This window comes from Brevibacillus sp. SIMBA_040, from assembly GCF_046535075.1.
In the GTDB taxonomy this organism is placed as follows: Bacteria; Bacillota; Bacilli; order Brevibacillales; family Brevibacillaceae; genus Brevibacillus.
On record NZ_JAWRXI010000016.1, the window covers coordinates 1 to 26,752 of the forward strand.

Here is a 26,752-nt window from a genome sequence, read left to right on the forward strand (position 1 = left end):
AAAGATGTCCTAATTAGGGGGATGAAACCTTTTCATATATCGGTTGATTGAGTTTACACAAAAATCTTGACAGACCCGAATCTATCTAGGTTATATGGTAAAGGCGAGTCGGTGCTTGTCATTACTACACAGCAGCGTAAAATTATGTTTGCCATAGCCATATTCTATACAATTGTGATTCTTTATTTTATATTTCTAGCGTTCGGTAGAGGAGATTCCTTGGATCAAAGGACGAGTTACGTCTTCATTTTTTTACCGGACAGTTTTTTTAGGTTGCCAAGTGTATCAGATCTTCTACATCCTACTCTGATGGACTTCGTTGGTTTTGGAAACATCGCTGCATTCATCCCTTTTGGCATATTGATTCCGTTGTTATATCGGACCAGTTTTATTAGATTCATTGCAATGTTCATCCTGTCCATTCTCGTGATTGAAACGATTCAGGCACTAACTTTACTCGGCAGCTTCGATGTTGACGACGTAATTCAGAACTCATTAGGTGCAGCAGTCGGATTCGGTGCGTACAAACTTGGCTTTCGTACAAAATATGTCTGGAGAAATATAGCAGCTACGGGAATTTCCATTCTTGTCCTTATGACCATGGTTTGGGGAATCTTCGGGATCGTTGACAAAGCGTTCATCAAAGATATTGGCCCTTTCGTGACGTTGAACGAATTGACAGACAGCACCGGAAATAAATCTACTGGTACAAAACCATACAATTTCAAAATTGGCGGTCAAACCGTAGAACCCAAATATAATGTGTATAGTGTCGAAGGCAATAATATTGAAACGTACACGTATACATTAGGCAATAAGGAGCTTTATCTCTCCTTGCATTATGGGATTCCCGATCAAAAGGATTTTCATGGGAGTTTAAGTGTGTCCGTCGACGGACAGGAGTTCCTGTCTACCTCTGCAGAAAGTCAACGCCATGAGCCAGATATGTTACTAGTTTATCTCGAAAATGCAAATGAGCTTACGATAACCATTGAGGGAAAGAAACAATATGGGATGTTGCGTTTCAGGAGATGAAATATTATTGGAGTTGGGAAAAGCGCGAGGAATAAGGCGAAATACCAATGCATATGGAGCCTCAAAAAGTAGGGTAATCAAAAATTCACCACTAGCTCAATTAACCCGCCCCCAATTTAAGAGGGGGTTTCTTCATTAAAAGTTTTTTTCATGTAATCATACGAATAAACAAACTCTTTTCACTGGCGATGATATATCGTTTCAAGTTCTCTCTAAACGATCGATCTGCTAGGGCAAGCTCCACAATGAACGCCTGCGCGCTGTCAAAAGATTTGCTCAGCTTCGCACTCCAGTATTAATTCTTCGACAGCATTAGTGAAGTTTTTCTACTTTTGACAAGCCGTATCTGAATATCCTCTCCACAGGAGGGGATGAACGATGCATATAAGAATGATACCCGGCGATTCTACTGACAGTATTCGTTCTGCCTGCTATCATTATTTATTAGGAAAGTACAGGAAGGAGAAGCAAAATGGTCGGAATATACGCCAGGGTGAGTACGGAAGAGCAAGCGAAAAGCGGATTCAGCCTCGACGATCAGATAAGGGAGTGCAGAAAGAAAGCCGGGACGAGTGAAGTTGCTGAGTATATAGATGATGTTTCTGGAGAGTTTCTTGATCGGCCTTCTCTCTCACGGTTGAGGCAAGATGTAAAGGATGGAGTAATTACTAAAATCGTCTGTCTTGATCCCGACAGGCTATCACGGAAGCTAATGAATCAATTACTCATAACAGATGAATTTGATAAACGTGGAATAGAGCTGGTTTTTGTAAATGGAGAATATGCGAAAACACCAGAAGGCCAACTGTTTTACAGTATGCGTGGTGCAATTGCTGAGTTTGAGAAGGCAAAAATTAACGAACGGATGAGTCGCGGAAGAAGAGAAAAAGCAAGGCAAGGTCGTGTTCTTCGTGACTTTCAGATATACGGATACGGTTATAATTCTGAGAAGGAACAAATTGTCATAAATGAAGCTGAGGCGGCAGTAGTTCGTCTGGTATTTGATTTATTTACTCAGCCTAATGATTTGGTTCATGGCATAAATGGAATAGCGGTTTACTTAACAAATAAAGGAGTACCTACGAAGCGAGGAGCTAGTGTGTGGCATCGTCAGGTTGTCCGCCAGATGCTCATGAACGAGGCATATGTGGGCCGGTTCTATCAGAATAAATGGAATACTGAGGGAATGTTGGGTAACCAATATCGCCAACCGGATGAGAAAGTACGTATGAAAATGCGACCAAAAGAAGATTGGATATCATTGCCTTGCCCGTCAATTATTGATGAAGCCAAATTTGAGCATGCACAGCGCCTGCTTAAGGAATCAAGAAGAAGGTGGGCTGGGCAAAGTTTAAACGAATACCTGTTGAGTGGATTAGTGCGTTGCGGCAGCTGCGAAAATACGATGCCTGGTAGAAAGGCGAAGAACTGGGGACGGCATGTGTTTGAATACACTGACATAAAGAATACTGCAGGTGCAAAAAATAAAGGTTGCGGTCGTCATGTAAGATGTGACTACTTGGATCTCCAAGTTTGGGAGACGGTTAGTGCTTGGTTAAACAATCCAGATGAGATTGCAGCTGCCATAGAAGAAAAGGTGGAGACACCATTTGAGCAAGTGGAACTGGATCGTTTGCAACAAGAACTCGAAAAAATAAAAACAGGTCGAAAACGACTACTTAAATTATTTGCTTCTGGTGAGGAAGACATTGGTGAAGAAGAAATTCGACAAGAGCTGAAGGAACTGAAAGAAAAAGAAGAAAAATTGAATCGACGGCTTAATGAGCTAAACGAACAGACAAGACTTCAGAGTGATCACCAATACAGTAGAAATTTGATTCAGGAAGCAGCAGAGTATTATTTATCGAAGGCACCCGATGAGCTTTCGTTTGAGGATAAGAAAGAGCTTATAAGACATGTAGTAAGGGAAGTTCGAGTGTTTGAAGATAGTGTGGAGATATTCACTTTTTAAGGGGCTTTCCACGCCGTCCTTTTGACATTTAGATCGAAATCCTCATGCACCTTCGTAGTCTGAAAAAAACCAAGAAGGACGTTTCCTTGCACGACCCGATCGGGACAGATAAAGAGGGGAATGAAATCACCCTGATCGACGTCTTGGGAACGGAAACAGATGAAGTCGTGGATGCCGTACAACTGAAGTTGGAATCCAACAAAATTTATCAGCACATCCACATCCTCGATGATCGGGAAAAAGAGGTTATTATCGGCAGGTTTGGCCTGGATCAGGACAAAGAAAAAACACAGCGGGAAATTGCACGAGAGCTTGGCATCTCCCGTTCGTACGTATCCCGGATCGAAAAGCGTGCACTTATGAAGCTGTTTAACGAGTTTTACAGGACAAAGCAGGCGCAGAACAGATAAACAGGTAGGCAGGAGTAAGCCCGTGCTACTAGTGTAGTGTTACAGCAGTCTCAAGAAGCTGGCGTGTGGAATGATTCTCCATTCCCGTTAGACGCAAATTCAACTACAGCCTCAGCACCAGCGTTCATAGGAATACCGGTGAAGTACAGATTGGTCGTCGTAGGTGGTAGTAAGGCCGGATATTCTAATGAAATCACTGTCACTGCATTACCACCAGTTTAAAGCATCTCATTTACTAGAGTATCCCTTAGGAAATATCCTAGGGGGTATTTTAGTTTAATTTAATAAGGAGCTGCTGAAGTGGCTCCCTGATGAAATGCATTAACTTTAGATAGGTTACCAACTCGTGTTATTAGGTTAATCTGAAGATGCCCGTTGTAAAAACTTTCTTACCCGTTGATGGAACGCCGTGTGCGATGAAAGTCGCCCGCACGGTGTAGGCTCGAACGAAAGCCCTCCCGAAGCTAAGGGTATAAGTCGAGAATAGCTCAAAACCGATTACTGACTTCGCTGCTTATGGCTCCGCAAAAAATGAACTGGGAGATGTATTTGTATTTCTGTCATTTTCCCAACTAACCGGGGTTACTTCGGCTAAAATTCAATATTCAACAGACCAACAAACATGGCAAGATGCGGAAGTGGATAGCCCTATTACCTCTACAACGGATGAAGTAATTGCAAAATTACCGTCCTACGCTTCCGGTTCCTATTATTTCCGGATGATTGTTGATGGAGGTCAGCGAGCAGGTGTGTCCAATATAACAAGCAAAAATATCGAGTAATCATCATTTCCATCAACCAGCCCTCGGGGGAAATCCCGGGGGTATTTTTTATCACGAAGAATTTGAGTTGCCTCGAACCGAGCGGGGCTATTTTTATTGCCTGCTATGGGAGAGGGTTCGTAATGAAGTGAAGAAGCGACTCGTGTGCTTGGTTTTCCAGATCTGGCACAGTAATGCTGATTCAACCAGAAAGGGCGTTTTTTAGGGGGAGCTGAGTATGGGTTTCTATCAGAAGTTTCCTTGTTTATTCTTTGTTGATTGTAGCTTGATAGAATGAAGATGCCCATTGTAAGTTTCAGACGACGAAAGGATACCTTTTTAACTGTTGATAGAACGCCGTGTGCGATGAAAGTCGCCCGCACGGTGTAGGCTCGTTATAAATCCGAAAAGGTATAAGACGAGAATAGCGTACCAAGTGATACAACTCCTCCAGATGCGGTGCCAAGCTTAGTGGCAACTCCATCAATGTTGGGACAAATTAGTCTTAACTGGGTAGGGACTACTGATTCGGACTGGGATCACTATGAATTGTATTATTTAGTTGATCCAGTAGCCGATGCAGATGATACAAGTACAAGTACTCATCATTCCAACTATAGCTATCAAGGAGACAATGTTGCAAACTTTGCATTTGCTCCAGGGATGAGAGTATCTTTTGCGCTGTACTCTGTCGATGCAACTGGAAACAAGTCAGTGACTAAAACATCTGTAATCCCTTCGATTTAATGTTAGGAAGTAAATCAATTAACCCTCGGGAAACCCCGGGGGTATTTTTTTACCAGCCAGACCATGAACCAGCCCCGAATCGATCGGGGATATTAAGCAACCAACCTAACTTTAGCTAGGTTTCAAAAAGAGATTGATATGATAATCTGAACGAGCCCATTGTAAGAATCTTCTTATTCGTTGATGGAACGCCGTGTGCGATGAAAGTCGCCCGCACGGTGTAGGCTCGAATGAAAACCCTCACAAACAGAAGGGGATAAGTCGAGAATAGCAATCAAGCACCTGTAGTAGTTAGTCCCATTCCGGATCAATTGATGTTTCCGGGGTTGCCTTTGTTGTCTGTATCCGTGGCAGGGAATTTTTCCGACCCGGATGGAGATCCTCTGACATTCTCGGTTGTCTCGAGTGACGCAAGCATCGCTACAGCCACTGTAGATGCATTTGGACTCGTAGAAATTCAAGGAGTTCCCGGTAAAAGTGGTATCGTTACAGTGACCGTCACAGCCACCGATGCCAAAGGGGCAACGGTCTGGGATGCTTTCCTAGTCACTTTGCCAGCGCTACCACCTATTATCGTCATCGATCCGGCATATATTAGTGGAACGAATTTTTCCATTCTCGGACCAGAACCCTATAGCATTCCCCTACACAACGCCATCAAAGATTTGAATGGAGGAGTCGTTACCTTTTCTAACTTCAAGATCAGTGGTGGTTTAGACCGAGTGGAAGTAGTGGGGAAGGATCTGATTGTTTATCGGAAATCAGACCCAGGACCAAGTTTTGCTAACGTCACCTTTGATTACACTGACAGCCTGGGAATGACGAAGGGTCATACCTGGGGCTTCATAATCATGTAAAAGAAGAAATTTGTGCTTGGTTTTCCAGAACTGGCACAGTAAAGCTGATTCAAACAGAAAGGGCGTTTTTTAGGGGTAGCTGAGTATGGGTCTCTATCAGAAGTTTCCTTGTTTATTCATTGTTGATTGTAGCTTGATAGAATGAAGATGCCCATTGTAAGTTTCAGACGACGAAAGGAGACCTTTTTATTTGTTGATGGAACGCCGTGTGCGATGAAAGTCGCCCGTACGGTGTAGGCTCGTTATAAAGCCATATGGTATAAGACGAGAATAGCAATCCTGGAGTAACAGGAACCCAAGGAAGTGTTACGGAAGGCTTTCCAGGCACAAAAGCATCGTCTCAACTAGAGTACAGAGCACCATCAAATGGGGATGGAGTCAACGTAGGAGGAACAAGCTTTATCAAGGCGGAAATTGGTAACGGTAGCACCACCTTCAGTACAATGGAAGAGCTAAAAACTTTAATCGACAACCTCCCATTTTTTGATGCATCACTATCTGGATCGACAATCACGATTACGTACTATGAGACAGGAACAGTTGGGAACGACTTCATGGCTACTAGTTCCAATGTAAATCAGATTGCTATGGTAACGGGTCCATTTCTTTCAGGCGGAAGTGACGGACAAACAGAATCAACAACCTTCACAGTGCAAACAGGAGCAACTGTTACTGGAAGCATCACCGTAACAGTTGGTGGAGTACCACACACCGTAGCAGTTACAGCTGGACTAATGGATTGGCAGGTGGCGGCACAAATCGCGACGAAACTGAATGCTGATGTAGTACCTGGTTACACGGTTACGAGTACTATTTTTTCGCCAACTATCCAATTTACTGCAACTACTCCAAACATTGACATTACACCGAATCTAACTGTGTCCATCGACTAAAAACAAACGACTTTCTCTATTCCTGAGGAGCTGCAGACGCGGCTCCTTTTTTTAAAAACACCAAGAATGACGGCCAGCCTCGTACCTAGCGTGGCTATTTTTGTTACCCCGAGGGGGTGAGGAAGGTGCAGGGGCAAAAGTTCGATGCGTTGTCTGAACGCGTTACTCGTGTAGAGGAATCTTATTTCTTGGAGGCTGGCAAACTGGCTTTCATGGAAGCACTGGGAGCTATCGGCATCCACTCTCAGGCATGAAGGACACATACAGAGTAAAAGGAGTCTTCATCAAAGCTACGGAAGGGGTCGGATATACTGACCCCAAATTCAAAGTAAAACGTGCAGGGGGCTGTCGCAACGGAAACAGATGAAGTCGTGGACGCTGTGCAGCTGAAGTTGGAGTCCAACAAAATTAACCGAGTTTTACCGGACAAAGCAGGCTCAGAACAGATAAGCCAAATCCACATGAAGTATGTAATAATATGAAAGACAAACACATCCATTTGATTTAAGAGGTTTACAACTTAAGACCTGTAAAATTAGTATATGTAACAGAGAAATGTAATTTTGTGGGGGAGCAATGAAAAAAGAGTGAGAAGAAAGGAAATTTGAAAAACAACGAATAAATAGGAAAGGAAAGGCTTTGACTAGCGTCAAACAAAACAAAAATTATGACAAAAAGAAAGATCTTCCTTTTAATTACCCTATTTATTATTTTCCTTTTAGCGATCCGGACAACTTGGTACCTACTGCTTGCAGAGCCGAATCACAAAGGAGCGGAACAAGGAGTGCTTGATCTCAGGGACTTCGATTTCAATTCTAATCGTGTTCTGACATTGAATGGAGAATGGGAATTCTATCCTCACGAACTTTTGATTCCGAACACATTCACTACTAGTAATCGACCTACCTACATTCAAGTTCCAGGTAACTGGGCTGGAGCCTTACATCCTGAGACGAACTCAAAAATTGGCTACGGAACCTATCGCTTGCGTGTATGGGTCAAGCCTGATCCTCAGCGTTTGTATAGTATCAAGTTATCGTATGTAGTATCCGCGTCCGCAGTATTTGTAAATGGTCACTTGGTTGGAAGCTCAGGTAAGCCAGCTGAGAAACTCGATCAAAACATAGCTCGAAATGTCCCTTACACCGCTACCTTTACCACCGATCAAAGCGAACTGGATATCGTAGTTCAAGTAGCGAATTACGATCATCTTCGAAGGGGAGGAATCATTAGTTCCGTCAAGTTTGGCAATCAGCAGGCGGTTGAAAGGGACAGGTGGTTCTCAATCAGCATGCAAGTGATTGTGTGCACGGTTTTAGTCATGCATGCCATCTATGTCTGTATCCTATATCTAATTGGTACTCGACAAAGGGCTCTACTTTCCTTTTTTATACTTATTCTCTTTGCGTTGCTGATGACCCTAATGGATGATGACCGATTGCTTTTGACTTGGCTACCGATTGATTATCCATGGTCTATAAAACTCATTTATTTGGCTATAATTGGTGTGGCTGCATTCCTGATGCACTTTGCCAAAAGCATTTTGGTCTCTCCCAGGAAGGCAAACATCTTCAACTGGTTCTTCTGGATTTGCGCCATCTCTGCGATAGTTATTTTGTTCACGACTGCCAAACTGACAACGGTTCTAGCATCTTTTTATTTCGGTCTGACCTTAATCGCAAGCATCATCTTGCTTGTCCTTTCAGTTCGAACGGCAGTAACCGTTGATGAAGATGCGATCTTTATTTCTTTGGGAATCAGCAGCATTCTGACAAATGTCCTTGGCGGTTTTATTAAGGGACTTTTCTGGCCAGATATCGGTTATTACCCAATTGACTTGATTGTAGCATTCTTGATGTTTGCCTCGTTTTGGTTCAAACGTTACTTTCGAGCTTCGACGCGCACCGCTGAGCTAGCTTCTCAACTACAAGCTGCTGACAAAATGAAGGATATCTTCTTGGCAAACACGTCACATGAGTTGCGTAATCCACTTCATGGGATGATTAATATCGCTCAAACTGTCTTGGAAGATTGGGACAACCAACACCATAAAAAGAGAAAAGCAGATCTTGAGTTACTCGTTACGGTCGGGAAGCGCATGTCCTTTTTATTGAACGATTTACTGGATTTAACCAGATTGAAGGAGAACGGTATCCGTCTGAATGTCCGTCCTCTCAAGATTCAGGGTATCGTAAACGGTATCACTGATATGATGAGATTTATGCTGCAGGGCAAATCAATTCGACTCATTAACCAGATCCCAGATAGTTTTCCAGCTATAATCGCTGATGAAAACAGATTTACTCAAATCTTGTTCAACCTGGTTCACAATGCCATAAAGTATACAAACGAAGGTAGCATAACCCTCCATGCAACAAAAGAGAACGGTATGGCAATGATCAGTGTTATTGATACAGGCATCGGCATGGACGAACAAACTCTTACACGTATTTTCCAGCCATATGAACAAGGAGGCAATGACACGCAAGCTATGAGTGGTGGTATTGGGCTTGGGCTGAGTATCGCTAAGCAGCTTGTAGAGTTGCATGGTGGGAAAATCGAGGTGTACACTGAGCCGGACAAGGGATCGCATTTTCGTTTTTCCATTCCATTGGCGAAGGAAAATGAACAAATGCCCGATCTTTCCAATCACCAAGCAGAAGATATGGTACAGCGGGAAATTTCGGTTACTGCTCCTAGTACGGCAAATGATGCTGAATTAGAAGAACAAGTAAGCATTCCTGAAGATAGAATAGCGGTTTTGGCTGTTGACGATGATCCTGTTAACTTGCAGATCCTTGCCAATATCCTTTCCTCAGAGAAACATGACATCATCAAGACGACTAGTGGAAAGGAGGCCTTGTCTATTTTGGAGCAGCGAGAATTGGATCTGGTTGTTACCGATGTCATGATGCCGATCATATCTGGTTACGAGTTGACACGTCTCATTCGGGAGAGATACTCCCTTTCTGAGCTGCCCGTACTGATCCTAACAGCACGTAGTCAAATAGAAGATATCCATACAGGGTTCTTAGCTGGAGCCAACGATTATGTGTCAAAGCCTGTGGATGCCCAAGAGTTGAGGTCACGCGTGCAAGCATTAACGGGTATGAAGCAGTCGGCCCGAGAGAGGCTTCGAATGGAAGCAGCATGGCTACAAGCACAGATAGAGCCGCATTTTTTGTTTAACACATTGAATGCTATCACTGCTCTTAAGCTAGTAGATTCTGAGCGGATGAGTGGGCTGCTGGAAGCTTTGACTGACTTCTTACAAGCAAGCTTTGACTTTAGTAATTCGAGAAGGCTTGTTCCGCTTTCGCAGGAGCTGGATCTCGTGCGGTCTTACTTGTATATCGAGAAGGTACGTTTCGATGACAAGCTTAAGATTCAGTGGGACATCGATGATGATCTTGAATTGCAAATTCCCCCTCTTTCTATCCAACCACTTGTAGAAAATGCAATTCGACATGGTGTCTTGAAGCGTTTAGGCGGGGGAACTGTCAGCATTCAAATTACTAATGTGGGGAATTGTGCTGAAATCGTTGTCAGCGATGATGGGGTAGGGATGGACGAAATTACCTTACGTCACCTATTTGATACAAATCGTCAGCAAAAATCAGGGATAGGTCTTTTGAATACACATCGACGCTTACAGCAAATATACGGAAAAGGTCTGCAGATACAGAGCCAGCCCGACCTGGGGACAAAGGTTTCCTTCACGGTTTGTAAGTGAAGGTATATGATCTAAATCAACAACAGGAGATCAGAGTTTTTACATATCTGCCACTGAGTTGAGCTATAGACAGGTGAATCAGAGCTATACCTTGCTTGAAAGAGGGAATGAATCAGCGTTATTTCGATAGTAAAGCGGGAATTTTCAGGAGAGCATTACCGTTGATTCAAACGGCATAGTAACGGTTTACCCAGATTTATTTTATCGAGAGATTTTGTGAGACGCTCATTTGGCGTCTTTTTCTTTTTCAGAACCAAAGGTCGGACACCAACAGAAGTTCCTTGTTTATTCTTTGTTGATTGTAGTTTGATAGGATGATCATGCCCATTGTAAATCTCGCGCGGAAGGAGCACCTTTTATCTGTTGATGGAACGCCGTGTGCGATGAAAGTCGCCCGCACGGTGTAGACTCGTTATAATGCCGAAAAGGAATAAGACGAGAATAGCGTGCCGTTAAGCAGTGATGCAACGATTACAGTACGAAATGGAAACATGTTCTCTTATATTAATCTCAACGAACCGTTAACGATCTGGGTTTCGTATGACTACGGTCCTGTTACAACTACACAGTTGCGGAGCAGTTTGCAAACGAATGACGCTGGAGCGACGTTCAAGATTGTACCAGTCAACACGGTTATTACAACTGAAACGGAGTTCAATGACTCGGATGAAGCACCAGAAATCGATCCAGTCCTTAATGGTTCTTCAGGAACGTCATTTGTGAAGGTGGTTGTTAAAGCAGCGAATGGCGCATTGGAGACCTATACAGTTAAGAAAAATGTACTTTAATTGATTCGAGGAGGAGCCGCATTTGCAGCTCCTCTTTCTTTTTACACCAGACAGTAAGCCGGCCTCGAACCGATCGGGGTTATTTTTATTGCCTGCTATAGGAGAGGGGAGGTGATCAGAGGGAACTGAGTATGGGACTCTATCAGAAGTTTCCTTGTTTAGATGCTGTAGATGCTGGAGATAAAATAAAGATCACTTTCTCAGAACAAGTTTATGGTAACGAACATGAATTAGTTGATGATTTTACGTTGAATAGTGCATCAGGAAACTTTTCTTTTGAGAGCGATGACATCTTCAGTGTAGATAATAACGTAGTGACTGTAACGTTAGGGAATACTACACTGGCGGCGTTAGAGGGAAACATCACAATCATTATGACTTCAAATGCAAGCGATGTTTCTTTGACTCTCACTCTATCGAACTGTCACATTCGTATACAAAATAAAATTAGCAGCCCCAATCAATAGCTGGACGCAAAAAGAAGCTAGTGAAAAGTATAAAGCGGTTCGTCCGACCTTTTTCATTTGCGGGTTTTGGTTAAATAACGAAATGATCCACGTGATAAAACCGATCGGAAAAAGGATAAAGCTCAAAATATACAACATCACCTTTTCAAATTTGCTCATTCCATCCACTCCTTTCCCTATTATTATACAAAAAGTATATAATTTTACAAAAATTCTAACGCTGTAACGAATTTCATAAAGAGAAGGGTTTGTCCGCTTTGTGGGGGCGTGTTTACAAAAGGTACGGAGCAAAGTAAAGGACATATGTCCTTTCTTCCAAGTCAGGTTCTATCCTTTAATTAAGGAAAAAGACCTCAAGGAGAGAGTGAAATGAAAGGCAGTTTCTTCGCATTTATCGGTGGGGCTTTCATTACCTTGCAAGGAGTAGCGAATTCCCGAATCAGCCAAGATATAGGAACCTGGCAGACGGCGACACTCACCCAGCTTACCGGTTTTATTACGGCCTTATGCATTTTGCTTGTCGTGCGGGATGGAAAATGGCTAGGATTGAAAAGAGTCCAGCCAATATATTTGGCGGGTGGTGCTTTGGCGGCGGTCATTATTTTTGGCAATGTCACTGCGATTCACCAGATCGGTGCTACGCTGACGATATCCGCCATCTTGATTGCGCAGCTGAGCTTGACCTTTATTATTGATAGTAATGGATGGTTTGGTGTGGCAAAGCAGCGGATGAGACTCCCTCATATTATCGGGATAGGTCTTATGATCGCGGGTGTAGTCATTTTGAGATTTTAGAAGATGAAAAGCGGTGAGAGAAGGGCTGGAGGGAACGAAGTTATGAACGAAATCTCGGATCGTGAGCAACTAAACCATTTTTTGCGTGAGTATCAGCTAGAGTCTGTGTTTCATAAGCAGCTGCTTCCTCAATTATCGCTGTTTCGTTTTGATCCAGGTGAGCTCATATGCGCCCAAGGAGAGCAAGCGCATGTTTTGTATGTGCTCGTTAAAGGAAAAGTGAAAATCTACACGACGACGTCAGAGGGGAAGACACTGATCTTATCCTTCAAGACACCGCTGGAGGTGATCGGAGAGATCGAATACGTGCGGGAGATGGAGAACCTCAATACGGTAGAGGCTGTATCGACGGTATGGATGCTCGGTATTCAGCATCGGTTATTGAAAAAATACAGCTCTGATTACGCTCCCTTCCTGCAATTTTTACTGGAGACCCTTACGAAAAAATTTACGATCAAATCCAATTCGCTCAGTTTCAATCTAATGCATCCGGTAGAGGTGCGGCTGGCCAGCTATTTGCTATCCGTTTCCTATGATGAATCTGATTCATTGATGAAAGGACAACTCGGATCGGATCAGCTACTGGATGCCGCAAATCTGATTGGCACGAGCTATCGACATCTGAATCGCGTCATCGGGCAAATGTGTGCAGATGGCTTGATTGAACGAAATAAAGGATACATCGTCGTAAAAGACAGGGGAGGACTCGCTGTACTGGCAAGAGGCAATATTTATGAATGAACGAAAGGGGAAAGCAACATGATTGTTGGGCTGTTACTGGCACTTACCGCTGGCGCATTGGTCAGCTTACAAAATATATTCAACAGTAAAGTGAATGAACACGCGGGGACATGGACAACTACCACGCTTGTTTTGGGAATGGGATTTCTCGCTTCGTTTGGCATAGGGCTGCTACTAGAGGGGAAGCACTTGTTTTCCATATCGAATATGCAGCCCTGGTATTGGTTCAGCGGAATAATCGGTGTCGGGGTAGTTATCAGTCTAGTACAGGGGATCAGATTGCTTGGGCCTACGTATGCGATCTCGATTGTCCTTACGTCTCAGCTAGGCTTCGCCCTCCTGTGGGATTCACTTGGCTTGTTCGGCCTGGAACAAGTCCCTTTTACAAGCAAGCAGTTGTTTGGTGTGCTGGTCATTATCGCTGGGGTGATCGTGTTTAAAGTGGGTGGGGGACGTGCGGTTCAAAAAGGTGGTTAACCTCTCCGGGAAGCAGCTCGGAGGACATCATTTCCTTTTTCTCTACATGAAATTTTATCCAAAATAAAATATTGACTTAAAATAATTCCCTGTGATAAAATTAAAAACTTTAAAACGAAAATCTGTGGTATAATGAAATGGATCGTATTGAAGGAGGTGGACGTATGTTTCAAGTTGGAGACAAGATTTTTTATCCCATGCACGGTGCTGGAATCATCGAGGTCATGGAGGAGAAGGAGTTTCTAGGGGAAAAGCATCTGTATTTTGTACTAAACATGATGTTAAAAGATCTACACATTATGGTCCCTGTTGAAAAAATGTCCGCTCTGGGTATACGCCAGGTAGTTGAAGCAGATATTTTGGCGCATGTGTTGGGGGTTTTGCATGAGGGGAAACCCGATGTAAGCATCAATGCAGCACAGCGGTACAAAGTGAACACGGAAAAAATGAAGAGCGGCAATATTTACGATGGTGCCGAGGTTATCCGCGATTTGTTCCTGATCAGCAAAGGAAAGGTGCTCGGGACAGGAGATAAAATCATGCTGGATCAGGCACAACAGCTCCTCATCAGTGAAATTGAGCTCGTAAAAAGTTTGGATTTTAATGCAGCTTCCGAATGTTTGAAGCAGGAGCTTTATAAAGAAGAGGCACAGGTAGCGCCGTAAGCTCCAGCTGTTACTGTATGCACTGATTCATAATAGGAATAGGAAATAGGGGTGGGACTGCGCTGGCAATCTCACCCCTTTTTGTTTTCTATATAAACCGTGGACCGATCGTGCGCCTGGAGTGGCCAAAGAGCAGCCTGAGCTTCTTACGCTGCGTCAGCGTCAGAAATTTGTCCGGGGAAAGCAGCGCAGAACGCATCGGAATGACGCGATACCGGACACGTCCCCCCGAAAAAAAGCGGTGGGAAAAGGTAGGCACGACAGAGATGTGCGTAATTTCTGTTTGCTCTTGTTCATCTTTTTCCACGGTCAAGCGTAAAATTGCGCCACATAATGAAGTTTCGAAATTAAGCATACGTTCAGAAGTGAAATTTCCGAGTGAGTATGCGACAACGGTACGTCTGATTTGTCCATCGGGTGTTTTGATCTTCGGGGTTACGACTGGCTGCAATACATGAGGGTGAGCGCCAAGAATGACGTCTGCCCCCTGATCCAAAATGCTTTGAGCAAGCAGTCTTTGTCTTTTGGTCGGGATATAACGGAATTCGAGTCCAAAATGAAGACACACAATCAGGAGATCGACAAGGGGACGTAGGCGCGAGATATCTTGCAAAATCTTTTCCTGGATGAGCAGATTGACTACCCAAGGAGAGTTTGGCGGGATTTGCTGTTTGTTCGTTCCGTACGTATAAGCCAGAATCCCGATGCGGATGCCATTCACCTCTTTAATCAGATAGGTAGAGGCATCTTGTTGATTGCGGTATGTGCCTGTGTGATCAATTTGATGCTGATCGAGTATATCCAGCGTTCGAAAAAGTCCGTTTGTGCCCCCATCAAGACAATGGTTGTTGACGGTCGTCAGTACATCAAAGCCTACCTTTTTCAAATCAGCAGCGAGAGCATCAGGACAATTGAAGCGAGGGTAGCCTTCTCGTGCTGACCCGATTTGATAGGGCTGCGTGCTCCCGGAAAAGGTCGTTTCCAGATTTCCGATGGTCAGATCCGCGCCCTGCAGGATAGGAGCGACAGGAGCAAACATGTCCGCGAATGAATACTGGTTCGTCCCGGGAATGTGAGCAGTTGCGATTTGCTCTCTCCACATGAGAATATCCCCAACCGCGGCTATCGTTACCTTTTGTTTCATTGGCTTCACCTCTCTTTCCTACTCTATTCTGGGAGTCGTCCGCTTGTTTTGGATAGAAGCGGAACGTTTTCATAGATATCGGTCTATACAGGCTGTCTCAGATACTCATACAATGTGAAAGCTGATCGTGAGGTAACCGAGGTAAAGGGGAGGGTGCCAGTGAGAAGGACCGGGGGAAAGAAAGCGCTCAAACCTGCGCTAAAGCCTGTAAAAACGCTCATCCTGGATAAACCGGTTATCGCCGTGACAGGAAGTGCAGGCAAAACAACGACCAAGGAAATGATATCGTCTATCCTTAGTAGACATTGGAGCATCTATAAATCCATGTATAACAGGAATTTTTTGGGGAATACGAGGGCGCATGCTAGACGAATCAAGGACGAGCACAAAGCGGCTGTCCTCGAATTCGGCATGCTGAACAGTGGCGATATAAAAAAGCATTGCCAGATTATTAAACCATCAATAGGCGTCATCACGAACATTGGAACGGCCCATATCGGTAATTTCGGCGGGCAGATCGCAGGAGTAGCAAAAGCCAAATCAGAATTGATTCGACATATGAAAACAACGGGGAAAGTCTTTTTAAGCGCGGATTGTTCGTACACCGATAAGCTGATGCAGCAGCCTTATACAGGCTCGTTTGCAGGAACGTTTATTACGATTGGAATTCAATGTGAAGCGAATTATCAGGCCAGTGATATTACGATGGATGAGCGGGGCATTACCTTTCTTTGCAGTATGAACGATACAAAAGAATCCTTTTTTATTCCTACTCTCGGAGAACACAATATTTACAATGCACTTTTTGCGATAGCAGTTGCGCACACACTGGGCTTTCCTGTCAGCACGATCAGAGAAGGACTGAGGACCTTCCAGCAGCAGCGAAAACGCTTGACACGATATCGCTTCACGGGAAACGTGCAGGTGCTAGACGATACGTACAGCTCGAATCCCCATGCTGCCAAAGCGGCGATTGATGTTCTCTGCCAGGTAGGAAGTGGGACGAAGGTGGCGGTTTTGGCAAGTATGCTGGAAATGGGATCCTATGAAGTACAGGGACACGAAGATGTAGGACGCTATTTAAGTCAAAAAGCCGTAGATTACCTCTTTACACTAGGAAATAGTGCCCGCCATATTGCGAGGGGAGCAATTCGCTCAGGCTTTCCTGCAGATCGGGTGGTGCATTGCAGGACAAAAGCTCGCTTGCATCGGATGCTGGCGAAACGGATGGGGCCGGACACATCGTTTCTCGTAAAAGGCTCTCATCGGTTAAAGATGGGAGAAACAGTTGTGTTTCTATGCAAGCAAACAGGAAAAATCTGGTCCCAAAAGAAAGGATAGACACTAGTGAATATACTGTCGAAGCTCTTGTCAATCAGGAAGGACAAGGGCTTTTTTCCATGTGTTGGGGTGTTGTCAAGATAGGACAATGGTCATCCTACTATGTAATCAAATCCTCGATTGGAAAGATTTACAGCCTTATACGAGCTCTATTCTTCCAGTAAACTGGTTTTTGTACCCAATCCGTTGGGAAAAACACAGCCAGGAGGAGAACGAATGACGAAACGAGATTGGTTGCAAAAGTCGACTGTCGCCGTCATGCTGAGTACATCCCTGCTCATGTTTGCTGAAGGTGGACATGCTGCAGCTAAGACTGTGGATTCACAAGCGTCTGCGAAAGCGACAGCAGAAGTAGTATCACAAGCAAAAGCGCTGGTCGGAAAAGATTACAAATATGGCGCAATGGGACCAAATTCATTTGGCTCAGCAGGTTTGGCAACATACATATACAAAAAAGCAGGCATAACGATTGAGGACACGATTCCAATGCTGTATAAGGCGGGGGAAAAAGTGTCGGCGAAGGATATTCAGGAGGGTGACCTCTTGTTCTTTTCCTCGAATGGAACAGGAGCGCCAAGCTTTATGGGTGTTTATATCGGAGATAACAAATACATCTACTCATCCCAAGGCGAAGACGCTGTCGTAGTCAAAAATGTGAGCGATTATTCAAAAAAATTAGTTGGTGCGCGCCGGATACTTCCAGCAGATACTGGTGCCGGATCAAAACCAGCTCCTGGCGGGACAGAGAACAATGCCTCGTCTGCTTTGGGAGATAAAGTGATTGCAGCAGGTAAGAAATATATGGGCACGCCGTACGAGTACGGATCGACCCGCTCTAATAAAAAAACAATGGATTGCTCTGAGCTGACAATGTGGGCTTACCTGGAGGGCGCAAATATTGACATGGGACGCGGGGGAGCACGCTCCCAAGCGAATTATGTAAAGAAAAACGGCAGCTACACGACGGATATTAATAAGCTGAAAAAGGGCGATCTCGTCTTCTTCATGGCTTATAAGGGTTATAAGGAGTCCGATTACAAAGGAATCGATGTAGGGAAGCAAAGCATTACGCACGTAGCTATCTACATGGGAGATAATAAACTGCTCAATACGTTTTCCAAAGAGTCTGGTGGGGTCAAAATCACTGATTTCAAAGATACGCATTGGGGATACCGTTTCATCATGGGTGGACGACCTTACTAAGCGGCACAAAGCAGGCAATAGCGGAAAAAATAGGTGAATGACCGAGGGCAAACGCACATACCATCTGTGCGTTTGCTGCATCTCTTATAGGGAGACTTGTAGGAGGTGAACGTCATGTCATATCAATATCCCCCTGGAGGTTATCCTCCCGGAGGCTACCCGCCGCCTCCAGGAGGTGGTTATCCACCACCACCAGGACCTCCGCCAGGCAGGACGCCCAGTTCGCCAGGAGCACGTGGATATGGAGGTACACGGCGCATTGATCGGGGTGCGATTTATCCCTGCCTATATCGCTATACCTACATCTGGCTGAAAAATGGCCGTTCCTTCTGGTTTTACCCCGTATACGTCAGTCGTAATTCTGTAACAGGGTATCGATGGAGAAACAATCGCTGGGAGTATTATGGTTTAGAGCTGGATCGAATCGCCTACTTTACCTGCTAGAGATATCTACATGCAAGCACCATACAACAAACGGCCCTCCGCAATGGAAAGGCCGTTTTGTTTATGCTCGTTACTGCACTGTCAGTGGGAACTCTTTATGATCGTGTACGTCCCCTTTTTCAACGTGTACATTTACTTGATAAGAACCAGCGGCTGGAAAGGAGATGCTGCTATCATACTGTCCGGGCTTGGATTGGGTAGCCTCCACAAATGTGTGCTTTTCTTCATTTCCTTGCCAGTATTCGAATTTAACCGATGCATCGGCAAAAGCCTGATTGTCCTTCATCAGATGGACCGTCACTGTAGAGGGCTGGGAAGTTTTGATTTCATCAGCAGGCATGAAGTGAAAATCGACGCCGCTTGCAGCGTGATTTCCGCTCTCTGCATTACTGCCATGCTGATGGTCCGAACCTGCGCCTGTAGCTGGCGCCGTATGTGAAGCATGATCATCCGCCGAGCCCTTTACTGTAAACGGGGTCTTTTGCATATTGTGAAAATCTCGTGCCGTTACATGGTAGTAAACAAAGTACGAGCCAGGCTCGCTGATGGTTTGCTGGGCCGTATAGACCCCATCAGATGTCAGGGCAGCGGGAATGGTCACATGCTGCTCCTGGCCATCCTTCCACCACTCAAATTTTACTTCCTTGGCGTCATCAACAGGATTTCCTTCTTGGGTCACTTTTACAGAAAACGTAATCGTTTCTCCTACTACTGGCTGTTCAGGAGCAAAAGAGAAGGAGGCCTCTACAGGTGCACCGGAGCCAAGATCGGTATTTGCGCTGTTGTCATTGCCACAAGCCGTTGCGATGAGTGCAACCGTACATAGTAAAAAAAATAAATAGCGTTTCATTGTCATTACCTTCCTTATTTAACGTTCAGAAGCTCTTGATATATTTGGTCAGGATCAAAATCCTCCCCCATGCCAAACTTGCGCGTGACTTTATTATTTTGGTCGACCAAATACGTGCTGGAAGTATGAGAGATAAAACCATCCTCCATTTTATTGGCGATAAAGCCAAGGGAACTCGTTATTGTTCGGGTCGTCTGCTCATCACCGCGCAGAATCGTCCAGCCCTGCGGTTGAATTCCTAATTGCTTCGCATAGTACTTGAGTACATCAGGGGTGTCATTTTCAGGATCGATGGTGACCGTCAAAAACTCGACCCCATTGCCCATCAAATTGGCTTCCTGCAGGCGTTTTTGCAATTGCACCATTTTGATCGTGGTTGTCGGACAAATGTCGGGACAGCGTGTGTAGATCAGCTCGACCAGACGAATGCTCCCCGGTTTTGGGGTGAGGGCATAAGCATGTCCATCGAGCGTTTCCAATGTAACATCGGGGAGCGTAGACTGTGCATTTTTTGAGCCGCCCCAAAACCAGGAGGCGACCAATGCAGCGAGCACGAGCAACGGCAAAAGTATAAGCAGTCGTCTTATGCGAAGAGCAGTGGTTGTAGGGACAGACATCAAGCGCGCCTCCTTGGTAGATTTGGTTGCAGAATTGTTATTGTGGCAACAATTCATCCTCAGGCTGATTCTTTTCCTTTTTGTACCAAGCTGTAAAAATGTAGGCGAGCACTACACCATACGTCATTTCCTGTATCAGCTTCATAATGATCCCGCCAAGTCTCTGATCCTCGTGAGGAGGGAGCGGAACAGCAAACATAGACTTGTCGATAGGAGCCGAAAAGAATGGCGCACAAAGCAAGGACGGACCGTTTACATACGTTTCGTACATAGCTGTTTCCGAAAAGATGATCAAGGCACAAGCTGGCGTGAGAAGTACGCCATTGGCGAAAAGATAGGCCAGCTTTTGCAGATCAGTCAAGCGGTTAATCTCCGGGAACGGTGCGAGCACAGGTGTCCACATAATCAAGGCAGCGACAAGCAGCACAAGGTGAATCATATTATGTACGGCCAGGTTGTTCATCGCCAGATCCAGGACAACAGGCATATGATAAAACGAAAACAGGCTATTAAACAAGAGAACAGCAGGAATAGGATGAGTGATGACACTAAGTAAACGTCTCGACCAATTGCGTGAAGTTAGCGGACGCAGCAGCCATCTTGGCATTCCGTAGAGCAATAGCAGCGGCATGATCAAATATAAAAGAGACTGCTGCAGCATATGGGCACTGAATAAAAAGTGTCCGGCTACGTTTAGCGGACTGCCCATGCCAAAGTAAAAGAGCACGAGGCCAAGCGAAAAGGATATCTTTTGTCTCCGCGTAGCGGGAGTGGAATCCGCAAATGTATGACGCAGAGGGCCAATAAAGGAAAAATACGCCACAGCAAGCAAAGCAGTCAGTAGCATCAGCTCCGGGTTCCATGTCGCCCGAAAGCCAAAGGTTTCCGTCAGATAAATGAGGGTCAATGGTCTTACCTCCGTTTTCCAAGGATCTTCCCCAGTACTCATTATAGGCAAAGAATGAAAAAGCCTTATGACTCGTTCGGGCTATTTCTTCCATCGAAAACGCAGGAGTTCACATGAATGTCACGATTATCCAATAGAAAAAGCCTCCCGAAAGAGGGAGACCTTAGTTGCTTATGATTTTTTCTGCTCTTCCAGCCACGTCTTCCATTCGTTGGCTTCGTGACCACCTACCATACGAGCTACTTCCTTACCATCTTTGTAGTGAACAAGTGTAGGGGTGAATTCGATGTTGTATTGGTCCCAGCTAGCGTTGAATTCCAGTAGATTATGTTTTTTCATATCGATTTGCATGTCTTTTACAAGAGGAACGAGTACAGGAGTGGTTGCCTTGCAATGCTCGCAAACTGGGCTGTAGTAGTATACGAACAGTTCATCTTTATTGGCGAGCTTTGTCTGTAGCTCCTCAGGCATGATCAGGTTGTCGTACAAAGGATCGTTTAATTGCTCGATAGTGGCTGGATTCAGGTTTGCTTTTCCATAAGGATTACCTGCTGCTGCTTCGCGATTGGAAATATCGGAGTAAACGATAGCGCCGATCAACAAAGCTGCGACGAGAATGGAAAGAAAAATAATCTTTTTCATGGCATCAGTTCTCCTTTGTGTTTTTCATGACAATAACTTGCAGGATGCTAATCAAGGTAAAAGCGATTAAAGCCAAAAATGGAATCGTTATGAATCCAAACCAGTTGATATAGTCCGTATTGCAAGGTACAATGCCGCAAGCATTACCCAGGTCATGCAGCGCCGGAACCTTTTGGACGAGGTAATGATAAAGCGAAATTCCACCACCAATCAACGAAAGAACCAGTGCGTACATCGACATTTTGTAGTCTTTTTTGGCACTTGCGATCCCGAGGAGGATGATGAGCGGATACATCAAGATGCGCTGGTACCAGCATAGATCGCATGGTATGTATTTCAGTACTTCTGAAAAAAAGAGACTGCCTGCTGTAGCAATGAGGGAGATTCCCCAAGAGAAGAACATTGCTTGCTCAGCGACTTGTTCACGTTTCATAACAACACCTCGTCCATATCTTAACATATTACGAATCGGAAGTAGATTATAAAAAGTAACAATTTGTGAAAGGCATAGCTGGCAATGCTTGTCCAAAATGGAAGGAATGGCAGGCTACCTGTTGCCTTATGCAGCAGGTAAGCGCACCTGATTGGTCGCTTACAATTTATATGGTTCATTCATCCGGACGTTAGGAGAGGACGTCGCTTCATGGATGGGCACAAATATGCTTTGTAGCGAAGGCCATTCCACCAGCATAACGCCACGGCGATAAGCAGCGCCACCATCAATACCTACCAAGTTATTGCGTCTCCATGGTCCAAAGCCCCCGTAGTCAGGCAATTTAGGTACAGGTGTATGACCGAAAACAATAGGGCGCTCTCCTTCATAATAAAGGTAAAAGGGCTCCCGAATCCACAACAGATCTTCAGGTGACTGTTGTTGCAACGGGATTCCCGGACGGATACCAGCGTGAACGAGGAGGACAGCGGGAGCACCTGTCTGCGGATTCGCTGGAAGCTCTACGTAGAGTGGGAGGGAGGCAAGAGCCGGCAGCAGTTCAGGGTAGCGGGACAGGATAAGTTGACGAGCTTCTTCCTGTGCTTGTTCGGAGGGCATCGAGCCAATAAAGGCACGGCGCAGTGGGTGATTACCCAAAAAGGAACGGATGGTCGCATCACCTCCATTAAACCGGAGGTAATTTTCAGAATTCCCGCTTCTTTGTAGCCAATCCTCAAACATTTGCTCGTGATTGCCTTTTAGTATGACGATTTGCTCTGGATACGCTTGACGCATCGCAAGTAAATCCAGCAGGACTTCTTTCGATTCGGGTCCACGATCAATCATGTCTCCTAGCACATAGAGCTGATCATTGCGTTGCGGTGAGAAGGAAGCGTTGCGAAGTGCTTGCTGAAAGGCTTGATACTGTCCATGAATATCTGAGACAAAATAGGTGGCCATACCTCCATTCCCCTCCTTCTAAATCCGATCTATCGTTCTTATTAGCATATGTACAAAAGCGAGTAGGGTGATTGAATAAGGTGCTGGGGGTGCGATGCATGGATGCGGGGCCTAAAGATGGGTTCACTGCATGTAGGCAGCTGGAATACCTATAGATGGTAGTCAAATACCTATGATGCGGGAGGATAAAAAGAAAGATGGCTAATTCATCCGTTGATTTTACTTCACCGTCCGTACAATTTACGTACGACTTGAAAAATAATCTCTTTTTTAAAAAGGATGACAGGAATTACATTGACTCGCTATCGATCAATCAATTAAACACATTAGGCAATGCATCCCTGCTCGATATTTATTTGACCACAGGCAATGTCGTTGAGCCTCATATTCATCAAAATGCCTCCGAGCTTGTGTACTGCATCTCGGGTGGAGCAGTCGTTTCGATCATGAATCCTTATACAAATCAGATGCTCAATTTTACGATCGGGCCAGGGCAGGTAGCCAATGTTCCCCAGGGCTGGTGGCACTATGAAATGGCTACCACAGACAATACACATCTTTTGGCGATCTTTGATGCAAACACTCCAGAGGTCATTTTCAGCTCCCAAATGCTGCGCTTGACTCCCGCGAGTGTACTCGCTCATACGTATTGCCTGGATGAGGCAAAGATAAAGGAAGCGCTGGAACCGATTACTAGCAACGTCGTTATCGGTCCGCCAATAGGTTGCCAGCAAGGAGGGCGTGGAAGTATGACCTCCAGTGCGTATCCATACCAGCTATACTACGGCCAACCATCAGTACCCTATCCCTACTACGATGTAGCCCATGTACAGCAAGCGCAGCCACCATACGGATATCAGCCAGCTCCACCCCCACAGCCACCATATCAACAACAGCCCGCCTACCAGCAACCTCCGACATATCAGTGGTATTACTAACAGGATGAAAACGACTCCCTGCGTATACAAGAAACTACTTGTCCCTTACAATTTAGCAAAGGTGGAAAACAGACGCGGAGGGGATGATAGCAATGAAGCAACTTGTTGAATGGATCAAGCAATCTGCGTGTACGGTTGTTTTTACAGGAGCAGGTATGTCCACAGAGAGCGGTTTGCCAGATTTTCGTTCGCAGACGGGGTTATGGCGTGGGCAAGACCCCATGAGGCTGGCAAGCACGTGGGCAATGGAGCATGAACGGGATGCTTTTCTTTCGTTTTATCAGAAACGAGTAGAGGGTTTGTTATCATGCCAGCCTCATCTAGGACACGAAATTTTGGCAAAATGGGAGAAACAAGGGCTCGTTTACGGGCTCATTACACAAAACGTTGACGAGTTTCATCAACGGGCAGGCAGCATGGAAGTAGCGCAGCTACATGGCACACTCGGGTCCATTCGCTGCGTAGTGTGCACGTTTACGTTTCCAAGCAGCAGATATATGACACCGGATGGAACGACATGCGAGTGTGGAGGTATGCTGCGTCCAAATGTTGTGCTGTTTGGTGAAGCTTTGCCGCATGAGGCCCTGCAGCAAGCTGAGAGGTGGAGTAGTCAGGCTGAGCTTTTCCTAGTACTGGGTTCCTCTCTTCAAGTAAGCCCCGCTAATTGGTTTCCCCAGCTAGCAAAGGAGCAAGGCGCAAAACTGGTTATCGTCAACAAAGAACCTACACCACTGGACGGATTGGCCGATTTGATTATCCAAGACGAGCTGATTGGTATGGTGCTGAAGCGAGCAGATGAAGCTTTGGGATCTAGGTAAGTGGCATTTGGAGAACACGAATGCTGCTTGCCTTTTGCGCGTTTACATAGACAGGCTCAGGTTGCGGGTGAAAATCCTTTGCGCCCTAGAGCTTCGGAGAAAAACATGGTACCATCGGGTATAGCATCCATTTGCCTTTTCATGCGGCAAATAGAAAAGTATAGGTGACCGATATGCAAATATTAACAGTAGAAAATCTCTCCAAAGGCTATGGAGAGAAAGTATTGTTTGACAACATTTCCTTTCATATTGCCGAGCAGCAGCGGATTGGATTGATCGGTGTAAACGGCACAGGAAAGTCTTCCTTGTTAAAAATCATTGCGGGCTTGGATACAGCAGATAGCGGAAAGGTCGTTCATGCCAATCACTTTCGCGTCGAATACTTGCCGCAAAATCCGAGCTTTGAAGAGGATTCCTCTGTATTGGACCAGGTTTTTTACGGCGATTCTCAACTGATTCAACTGCTTCGTGAGTACGAGCAGGCTTTGGCTGACCTGCAAGTGGCGCCAGATGACGAGAAGAGGCAGGCGCGGATGTTTTCCGTGCAAACCCGAATGGATGCCGCTGATGCTTGGGAGAGCAATACGCAAGCGAAAATGATATTGACCCAATTGGGATTACATGATTTCTCACAGCGAGTGAGTGAGCTCTCTGGCGGTCAGCGCAAGCGTGTCGCGATGGCTCGCGCGTTGATTCAGCCAGCCGATTTATTGATCCTGGATGAGCCTACCAACCATATCGACAATGAGACGGTAGAGTGGCTTGAAGACTATTTGACCCGTTACAAAGGTGCCTTGCTGCTCGTCACGCATGATCGCTATTTCTTGGATCGTGTAACAAATCGAACCTTTGAGCTTGATAAAGGAAAGCTGTACAGCTATGAAGGCAACTACGCTACCTTTTTGGAGAAAAAGGCTGAGCGCGAAGAAAACGAGGCGGCGACGGAGAGCAAAAGGCAAAATCTCTTAAGACGAGAGCTTGCTTGGCTGCGACGTGGAGCGAAAGCACGGACGACCAAGCAAAAAGCGCGAGTTCAGCGTGCCGAGGAACTGAGAGACCGGGCGGTAGAAGGACCGGCAGCCAAAATGGAGATGGCACTGGGAGCAAGCCGCTTAGGCAAAAAAGTGATTGAGATTGAAGGCATTAGCAAAGCGTTTGGAGATCGCAAGCTCATTCAAAATTTCAGCTACATTGTACTGCCTGGTGATCGAGTCGGAATTATTGGGCCAAATGGAAGCGGAAAGTCGACGCTATTAAACTTGCTCGCAGGAAGAATTCAACCTGATGTCGGTTCTATCGAAGTGGGTACAACCGTTAAAATCGCGTATTACACACAGGGAAGCGTGGAAATGGACGAAAAACTGCGAGTGATTGAGTATGTAAAGGAAGCCGCAGAGGTCATTCAAACGAGTAACGGCGAGTCGATTACAGCATCGCAAATGCTGGAACGTTTCCTTTTTGCCCCGCATATGCAGTGGACCCCTATCTCACGTCTGTCAGGCGGAGAGCGACGACGTCTCTATTTATTGCGCACCTTGATGGGAGAGCCGAATGTTTTGTTCCTGGATGAGCCGACGAATGATCTTGATATCCAGACACTCAGTATATTGGAAGATTATTTGGAGCAGTTCCCTGGTGCAGTCATAACTGTTTCCCATGACCGCTATTTTCTGGATCGCACGGTTGACCATTTATTTGCTTTTGAGGGGCAGGGCACGATCCATCTCTACAACGGAAATTATTCTGAGTACCTCGATGAAAGACGTGAGCAAAAGTCTTCACAGCAAGCGATCGCAGACCCCGTTGACAAAAGTGAAAAAACGAGCGCAATCAGGGGCAATAATCGTACGAAGAAGCTCTCTTACAAAGATCAAAAGGAATGGGATGAAATCGAAGGGAAGATCGCTTCATTGGAAGAGCGCAGCGTTCGTCTGAAGCAGGAGATTACTTCTTCCGGCAGCAACTATGGCAAGGTGGAGAAGCTGTTTGCCGAAGAACAACAGGTAGCGGCAGAATTAGAAGCAGCTGTAGAACGATGGGCAGAGCTGTCTGCTATGATTGAAGAATTAGAGCAAGGAAAATAATAGCAGGAAATCACGAACCCCAAGCGGAGT

General features: G+C 45.3%; 24 protein-coding genes and 3 pseudogenes. 19 read left to right on the top strand and 8 right to left on the bottom strand.

All coding sequences use genetic code 11. The features are described from left to right. Positions 1-144: 144 nt before the first annotated feature. The 3 genes and pseudogenes from SB752_RS23290 to SB752_RS23300 all read left to right on the top strand — a co-directional run. Positions 145-1,070, top strand: a pseudogene (locus SB752_RS23290) (VanZ family protein). Between the two features lie 437 nt (positions 1,071-1,507). Then, on the top strand, positions 1,508-3,007 hold the full coding sequence (locus SB752_RS23295; protein WP_410717922.1) for a recombinase family protein: 1,500 nt from the start codon (positions 1,508-1,510) through the stop codon (positions 3,005-3,007). Between the two features lie 35 nt (positions 3,008-3,042). Beyond that, positions 3,043-3,417, top strand: a pseudogene (locus SB752_RS23300) (sigma-70 family RNA polymerase sigma factor); the annotation flags it as partial. A 50-nt stretch (positions 3,418-3,467) separates the two neighbouring features. Here SB752_RS23300 and SB752_RS23305 read toward each other — a convergent pair. Continuing rightward, positions 3,468-3,620, bottom strand: a complete 153-nt coding sequence (locus SB752_RS23305; RefSeq protein WP_410717923.1) for a hypothetical protein — start codon at positions 3,618-3,620, stop codon at positions 3,468-3,470. Between the two features lie 1,589 nt (positions 3,621-5,209). On the opposite strand from SB752_RS23305, the pseudogene SB752_RS23310 reads away from it, so the two are divergent. The 10 genes and pseudogenes from SB752_RS23310 to SB752_RS23355 form a co-directional block, all read left to right on the top strand. Next, positions 5,210-5,782: pseudogene (locus tag SB752_RS23310) on the top strand (Ig-like domain-containing protein); the annotation flags it as partial. Positions 5,783-6,336: 554 nt separating this feature from the next. After that, complete coding sequence (locus tag SB752_RS23315; RefSeq protein ID WP_410717924.1) at positions 6,337-6,675, top strand: hypothetical protein; 339 nt, start codon at positions 6,337-6,339, stop codon at positions 6,673-6,675. 125 nt (positions 6,676-6,800) lie between these two features. Beyond that, positions 6,801-6,929 (top strand): hypothetical protein, encoded by a 129-nt coding sequence (locus SB752_RS23320; protein WP_410717925.1) that lies wholly within the window; start codon positions 6,801-6,803, stop codon positions 6,927-6,929. A 530-nt stretch (positions 6,930-7,459) separates the two neighbouring features. Further along, complete coding sequence (locus tag SB752_RS23325; protein ID WP_410717926.1) at positions 7,460-10,408, top strand: hybrid sensor histidine kinase/response regulator; 2,949 nt, start codon at positions 7,460-7,462, stop codon at positions 10,406-10,408. Between the two features lie 446 nt (positions 10,409-10,854). Further along, the gene (locus tag SB752_RS23330) at positions 10,855-11,196 is read left to right on the top strand and encodes a hypothetical protein (protein WP_410717927.1); all 342 of its coding nucleotides are present in this window, start codon (positions 10,855-10,857) and stop codon (positions 11,194-11,196) included. Between the two features lie 131 nt (positions 11,197-11,327). Then, a complete protein-coding gene (locus SB752_RS23335) occupies positions 11,328-11,663 on the top strand; it encodes a hypothetical protein (RefSeq protein ID WP_410717928.1) in 336 nt (111 codons plus the stop codon). Positions 11,664-12,032: 369 nt separating this feature from the next. Further along, complete coding sequence (locus SB752_RS23340) at positions 12,033-12,458, top strand: DMT family transporter (protein WP_410717929.1); 426 nt, start codon at positions 12,033-12,035, stop codon at positions 12,456-12,458. 42 nt (positions 12,459-12,500) lie between these two features. Beyond that, positions 12,501-13,199 (top strand): Crp/Fnr family transcriptional regulator, encoded by a 699-nt coding sequence (locus tag SB752_RS23345; protein ID WP_410717930.1) that lies wholly within the window; start codon positions 12,501-12,503, stop codon positions 13,197-13,199. An 18-nt stretch (positions 13,200-13,217) separates the two neighbouring features. Then, positions 13,218-13,676, top strand: a complete 459-nt coding sequence (locus SB752_RS23350; protein ID WP_410717931.1) for a DMT family transporter — start codon at positions 13,218-13,220, stop codon at positions 13,674-13,676. Between the two features lie 164 nt (positions 13,677-13,840). Next, positions 13,841-14,341, top strand: coding sequence for a CarD family transcriptional regulator (locus SB752_RS23355; protein WP_410717932.1), 501 nt, complete (start codon positions 13,841-13,843; stop codon positions 14,339-14,341). A gap of 88 nt (positions 14,342-14,429) precedes the next feature. Here the strand turns inward: SB752_RS23355 and SB752_RS23360 are convergent, their stop codons facing one another. Next, complete coding sequence (locus SB752_RS23360) at positions 14,430-15,485, bottom strand: CapA family protein (protein WP_410717933.1); 1,056 nt, start codon at positions 15,483-15,485, stop codon at positions 14,430-14,432. A gap of 159 nt (positions 15,486-15,644) precedes the next feature. Here SB752_RS23360 and SB752_RS23365 point away from each other — a divergent pair, with 159 nt between their 5' ends. The 3 genes from SB752_RS23365 (at position 15,645) to SB752_RS23375 (ending at position 18,473) form a co-directional block, all read left to right on the top strand. Beyond that, positions 15,645-16,826, top strand: a complete 1,182-nt coding sequence (locus tag SB752_RS23365) for a UDP-N-acetylmuramoyl-tripeptide--D-alanyl-D-alanine ligase (protein ID WP_410717934.1) — start codon at positions 15,645-15,647, stop codon at positions 16,824-16,826. Between the two features lie 216 nt (positions 16,827-17,042). Continuing rightward, positions 17,043-18,029: a C40 family peptidase gene (locus SB752_RS23370; protein WP_410717935.1), complete on the top strand. Its 987-nt coding sequence runs from the start codon at positions 17,043-17,045 to the stop codon at positions 18,027-18,029. 114 nt (positions 18,030-18,143) lie between these two features. Beyond that, positions 18,144-18,473 carry a transporter gene (locus tag SB752_RS23375; protein WP_410717936.1) on the top strand — a complete coding sequence of 110 codons (330 nt, stop codon included), beginning with the start codon at positions 18,144-18,146 and terminating at the stop codon, positions 18,471-18,473. Positions 18,474-18,543: 70 nt separating this feature from the next. Here SB752_RS23375 and SB752_RS23380 read toward each other — a convergent pair whose 3' ends face one another. From SB752_RS23380 to SB752_RS23405, 6 genes are all read right to left on the bottom strand, one after another. Continuing rightward, positions 18,544-19,323 (bottom strand): FixH family protein, encoded by a 780-nt coding sequence (locus tag SB752_RS23380; RefSeq protein ID WP_410717937.1) that lies wholly within the window; start codon positions 19,321-19,323, stop codon positions 18,544-18,546. A gap of 14 nt (positions 19,324-19,337) precedes the next feature. Then, entirely contained in the window at positions 19,338-19,940 is a 603-nt protein-coding gene (locus SB752_RS23385) for an SCO family protein (RefSeq protein ID WP_410717938.1), read from the bottom strand. 37 nt (positions 19,941-19,977) lie between these two features. Further along, positions 19,978-20,847 (bottom strand): cytochrome c oxidase assembly factor CtaG, encoded by an 870-nt coding sequence (ctaG, locus tag SB752_RS23390; RefSeq protein WP_410717939.1) that lies wholly within the window; start codon positions 20,845-20,847, stop codon positions 19,978-19,980. 171 nt (positions 20,848-21,018) lie between these two features. Beyond that, positions 21,019-21,489 (bottom strand): thioredoxin family protein, encoded by a 471-nt coding sequence (locus SB752_RS23395; protein ID WP_410717940.1) that lies wholly within the window; start codon positions 21,487-21,489, stop codon positions 21,019-21,021. 4 nt (positions 21,490-21,493) lie between these two features. Further along, positions 21,494-21,922: a disulfide oxidoreductase gene (locus tag SB752_RS23400; protein WP_103109037.1), complete on the bottom strand. Its 429-nt coding sequence runs from the start codon at positions 21,920-21,922 to the stop codon at positions 21,494-21,496. A 159-nt stretch (positions 21,923-22,081) separates the two neighbouring features. Further along, complete coding sequence (locus SB752_RS23405; protein WP_410717941.1) at positions 22,082-22,882, bottom strand: metallophosphoesterase family protein; 801 nt, start codon at positions 22,880-22,882, stop codon at positions 22,082-22,084. A 197-nt stretch (positions 22,883-23,079) separates the two neighbouring features. Between SB752_RS23405 and SB752_RS23410 the strand changes: the two genes are divergently transcribed. From SB752_RS23410 to SB752_RS23420, 3 genes are all read left to right on the top strand, one after another. Next, positions 23,080-23,820: a cupin domain-containing protein gene (locus SB752_RS23410; protein ID WP_410717942.1), complete on the top strand. Its 741-nt coding sequence runs from the start codon at positions 23,080-23,082 to the stop codon at positions 23,818-23,820. Between the two features lie 92 nt (positions 23,821-23,912). Continuing rightward, positions 23,913-24,638 (top strand): NAD-dependent deacylase, encoded by a 726-nt coding sequence (locus SB752_RS23415; RefSeq protein WP_410717943.1) that lies wholly within the window; start codon positions 23,913-23,915, stop codon positions 24,636-24,638. Between the two features lie 173 nt (positions 24,639-24,811). Continuing rightward, positions 24,812-26,722, top strand: coding sequence for an ABC-F family ATP-binding cassette domain-containing protein (locus SB752_RS23420; RefSeq protein WP_410717944.1), 1,911 nt, complete (start codon positions 24,812-24,814; stop codon positions 26,720-26,722). Positions 26,723-26,752: the final 30 nt, after the last annotated feature.

Coding starts and splice junctions, on each gene's coding strand:
- SB752_RS23410 (WP_410717942.1), top strand. CDS start 23,080: ATGGCTAATTCATCCGTTGATTTTACTTCACCGTCCGTACAATTTACG.
- SB752_RS23355 (WP_410717932.1), top strand. CDS start 13,841: ATGTTTCAAGTTGGAGACAAGATTTTTTATCCCATGCACGGTGCTGGA.
- SB752_RS23380 (WP_410717937.1), bottom strand. CDS start 19,323: ATGAAACGCTATTTATTTTTTTTACTATGTACGGTTGCACTCATCGCA.
- SB752_RS23360 (WP_410717933.1), bottom strand. CDS start 15,485: ATGAAACAAAAGGTAACGATAGCCGCGGTTGGGGATATTCTCATGTGG.
- SB752_RS23395 (WP_410717940.1), bottom strand. CDS start 21,489: ATGAAAAAGATTATTTTTCTTTCCATTCTCGTCGCAGCTTTGTTGATC.
- SB752_RS23400 (WP_103109037.1), bottom strand. CDS start 21,922: ATGAAACGTGAACAAGTCGCTGAGCAAGCAATGTTCTTCTCTTGGGGA.
- SB752_RS23370 (WP_410717935.1), top strand. CDS start 17,043: ATGACGAAACGAGATTGGTTGCAAAAGTCGACTGTCGCCGTCATGCTG.
- SB752_RS23415 (WP_410717943.1), top strand. CDS start 23,913: ATGAAGCAACTTGTTGAATGGATCAAGCAATCTGCGTGTACGGTTGTT.
- SB752_RS23375 (WP_410717936.1), top strand. CDS start 18,144: ATGTCATATCAATATCCCCCTGGAGGTTATCCTCCCGGAGGCTACCCG.
- SB752_RS23335 (WP_410717928.1), top strand. CDS start 11,328: ATGGGACTCTATCAGAAGTTTCCTTGTTTAGATGCTGTAGATGCTGGA.
- SB752_RS23405 (WP_410717941.1), bottom strand. CDS start 22,882: ATGGCCACCTATTTTGTCTCAGATATTCATGGACAGTATCAAGCCTTT.
- SB752_RS23340 (WP_410717929.1), top strand. CDS start 12,033: ATGAAAGGCAGTTTCTTCGCATTTATCGGTGGGGCTTTCATTACCTTG.
- SB752_RS23350 (WP_410717931.1), top strand. CDS start 13,218: ATGATTGTTGGGCTGTTACTGGCACTTACCGCTGGCGCATTGGTCAGC.
- SB752_RS23385 (WP_410717938.1), bottom strand. CDS start 19,940: ATGTCTGTCCCTACAACCACTGCTCTTCGCATAAGACGACTGCTTATA.
- SB752_RS23420 (WP_410717944.1), top strand. CDS start 24,812: ATGCAAATATTAACAGTAGAAAATCTCTCCAAAGGCTATGGAGAGAAA.
- SB752_RS23345 (WP_410717930.1), top strand. CDS start 12,501: ATGAACGAAATCTCGGATCGTGAGCAACTAAACCATTTTTTGCGTGAG.
- SB752_RS23315 (WP_410717924.1), top strand. CDS start 6,337: ATGGCTACTAGTTCCAATGTAAATCAGATTGCTATGGTAACGGGTCCA.
- SB752_RS23295 (WP_410717922.1), top strand. CDS start 1,508: ATGGTCGGAATATACGCCAGGGTGAGTACGGAAGAGCAAGCGAAAAGC.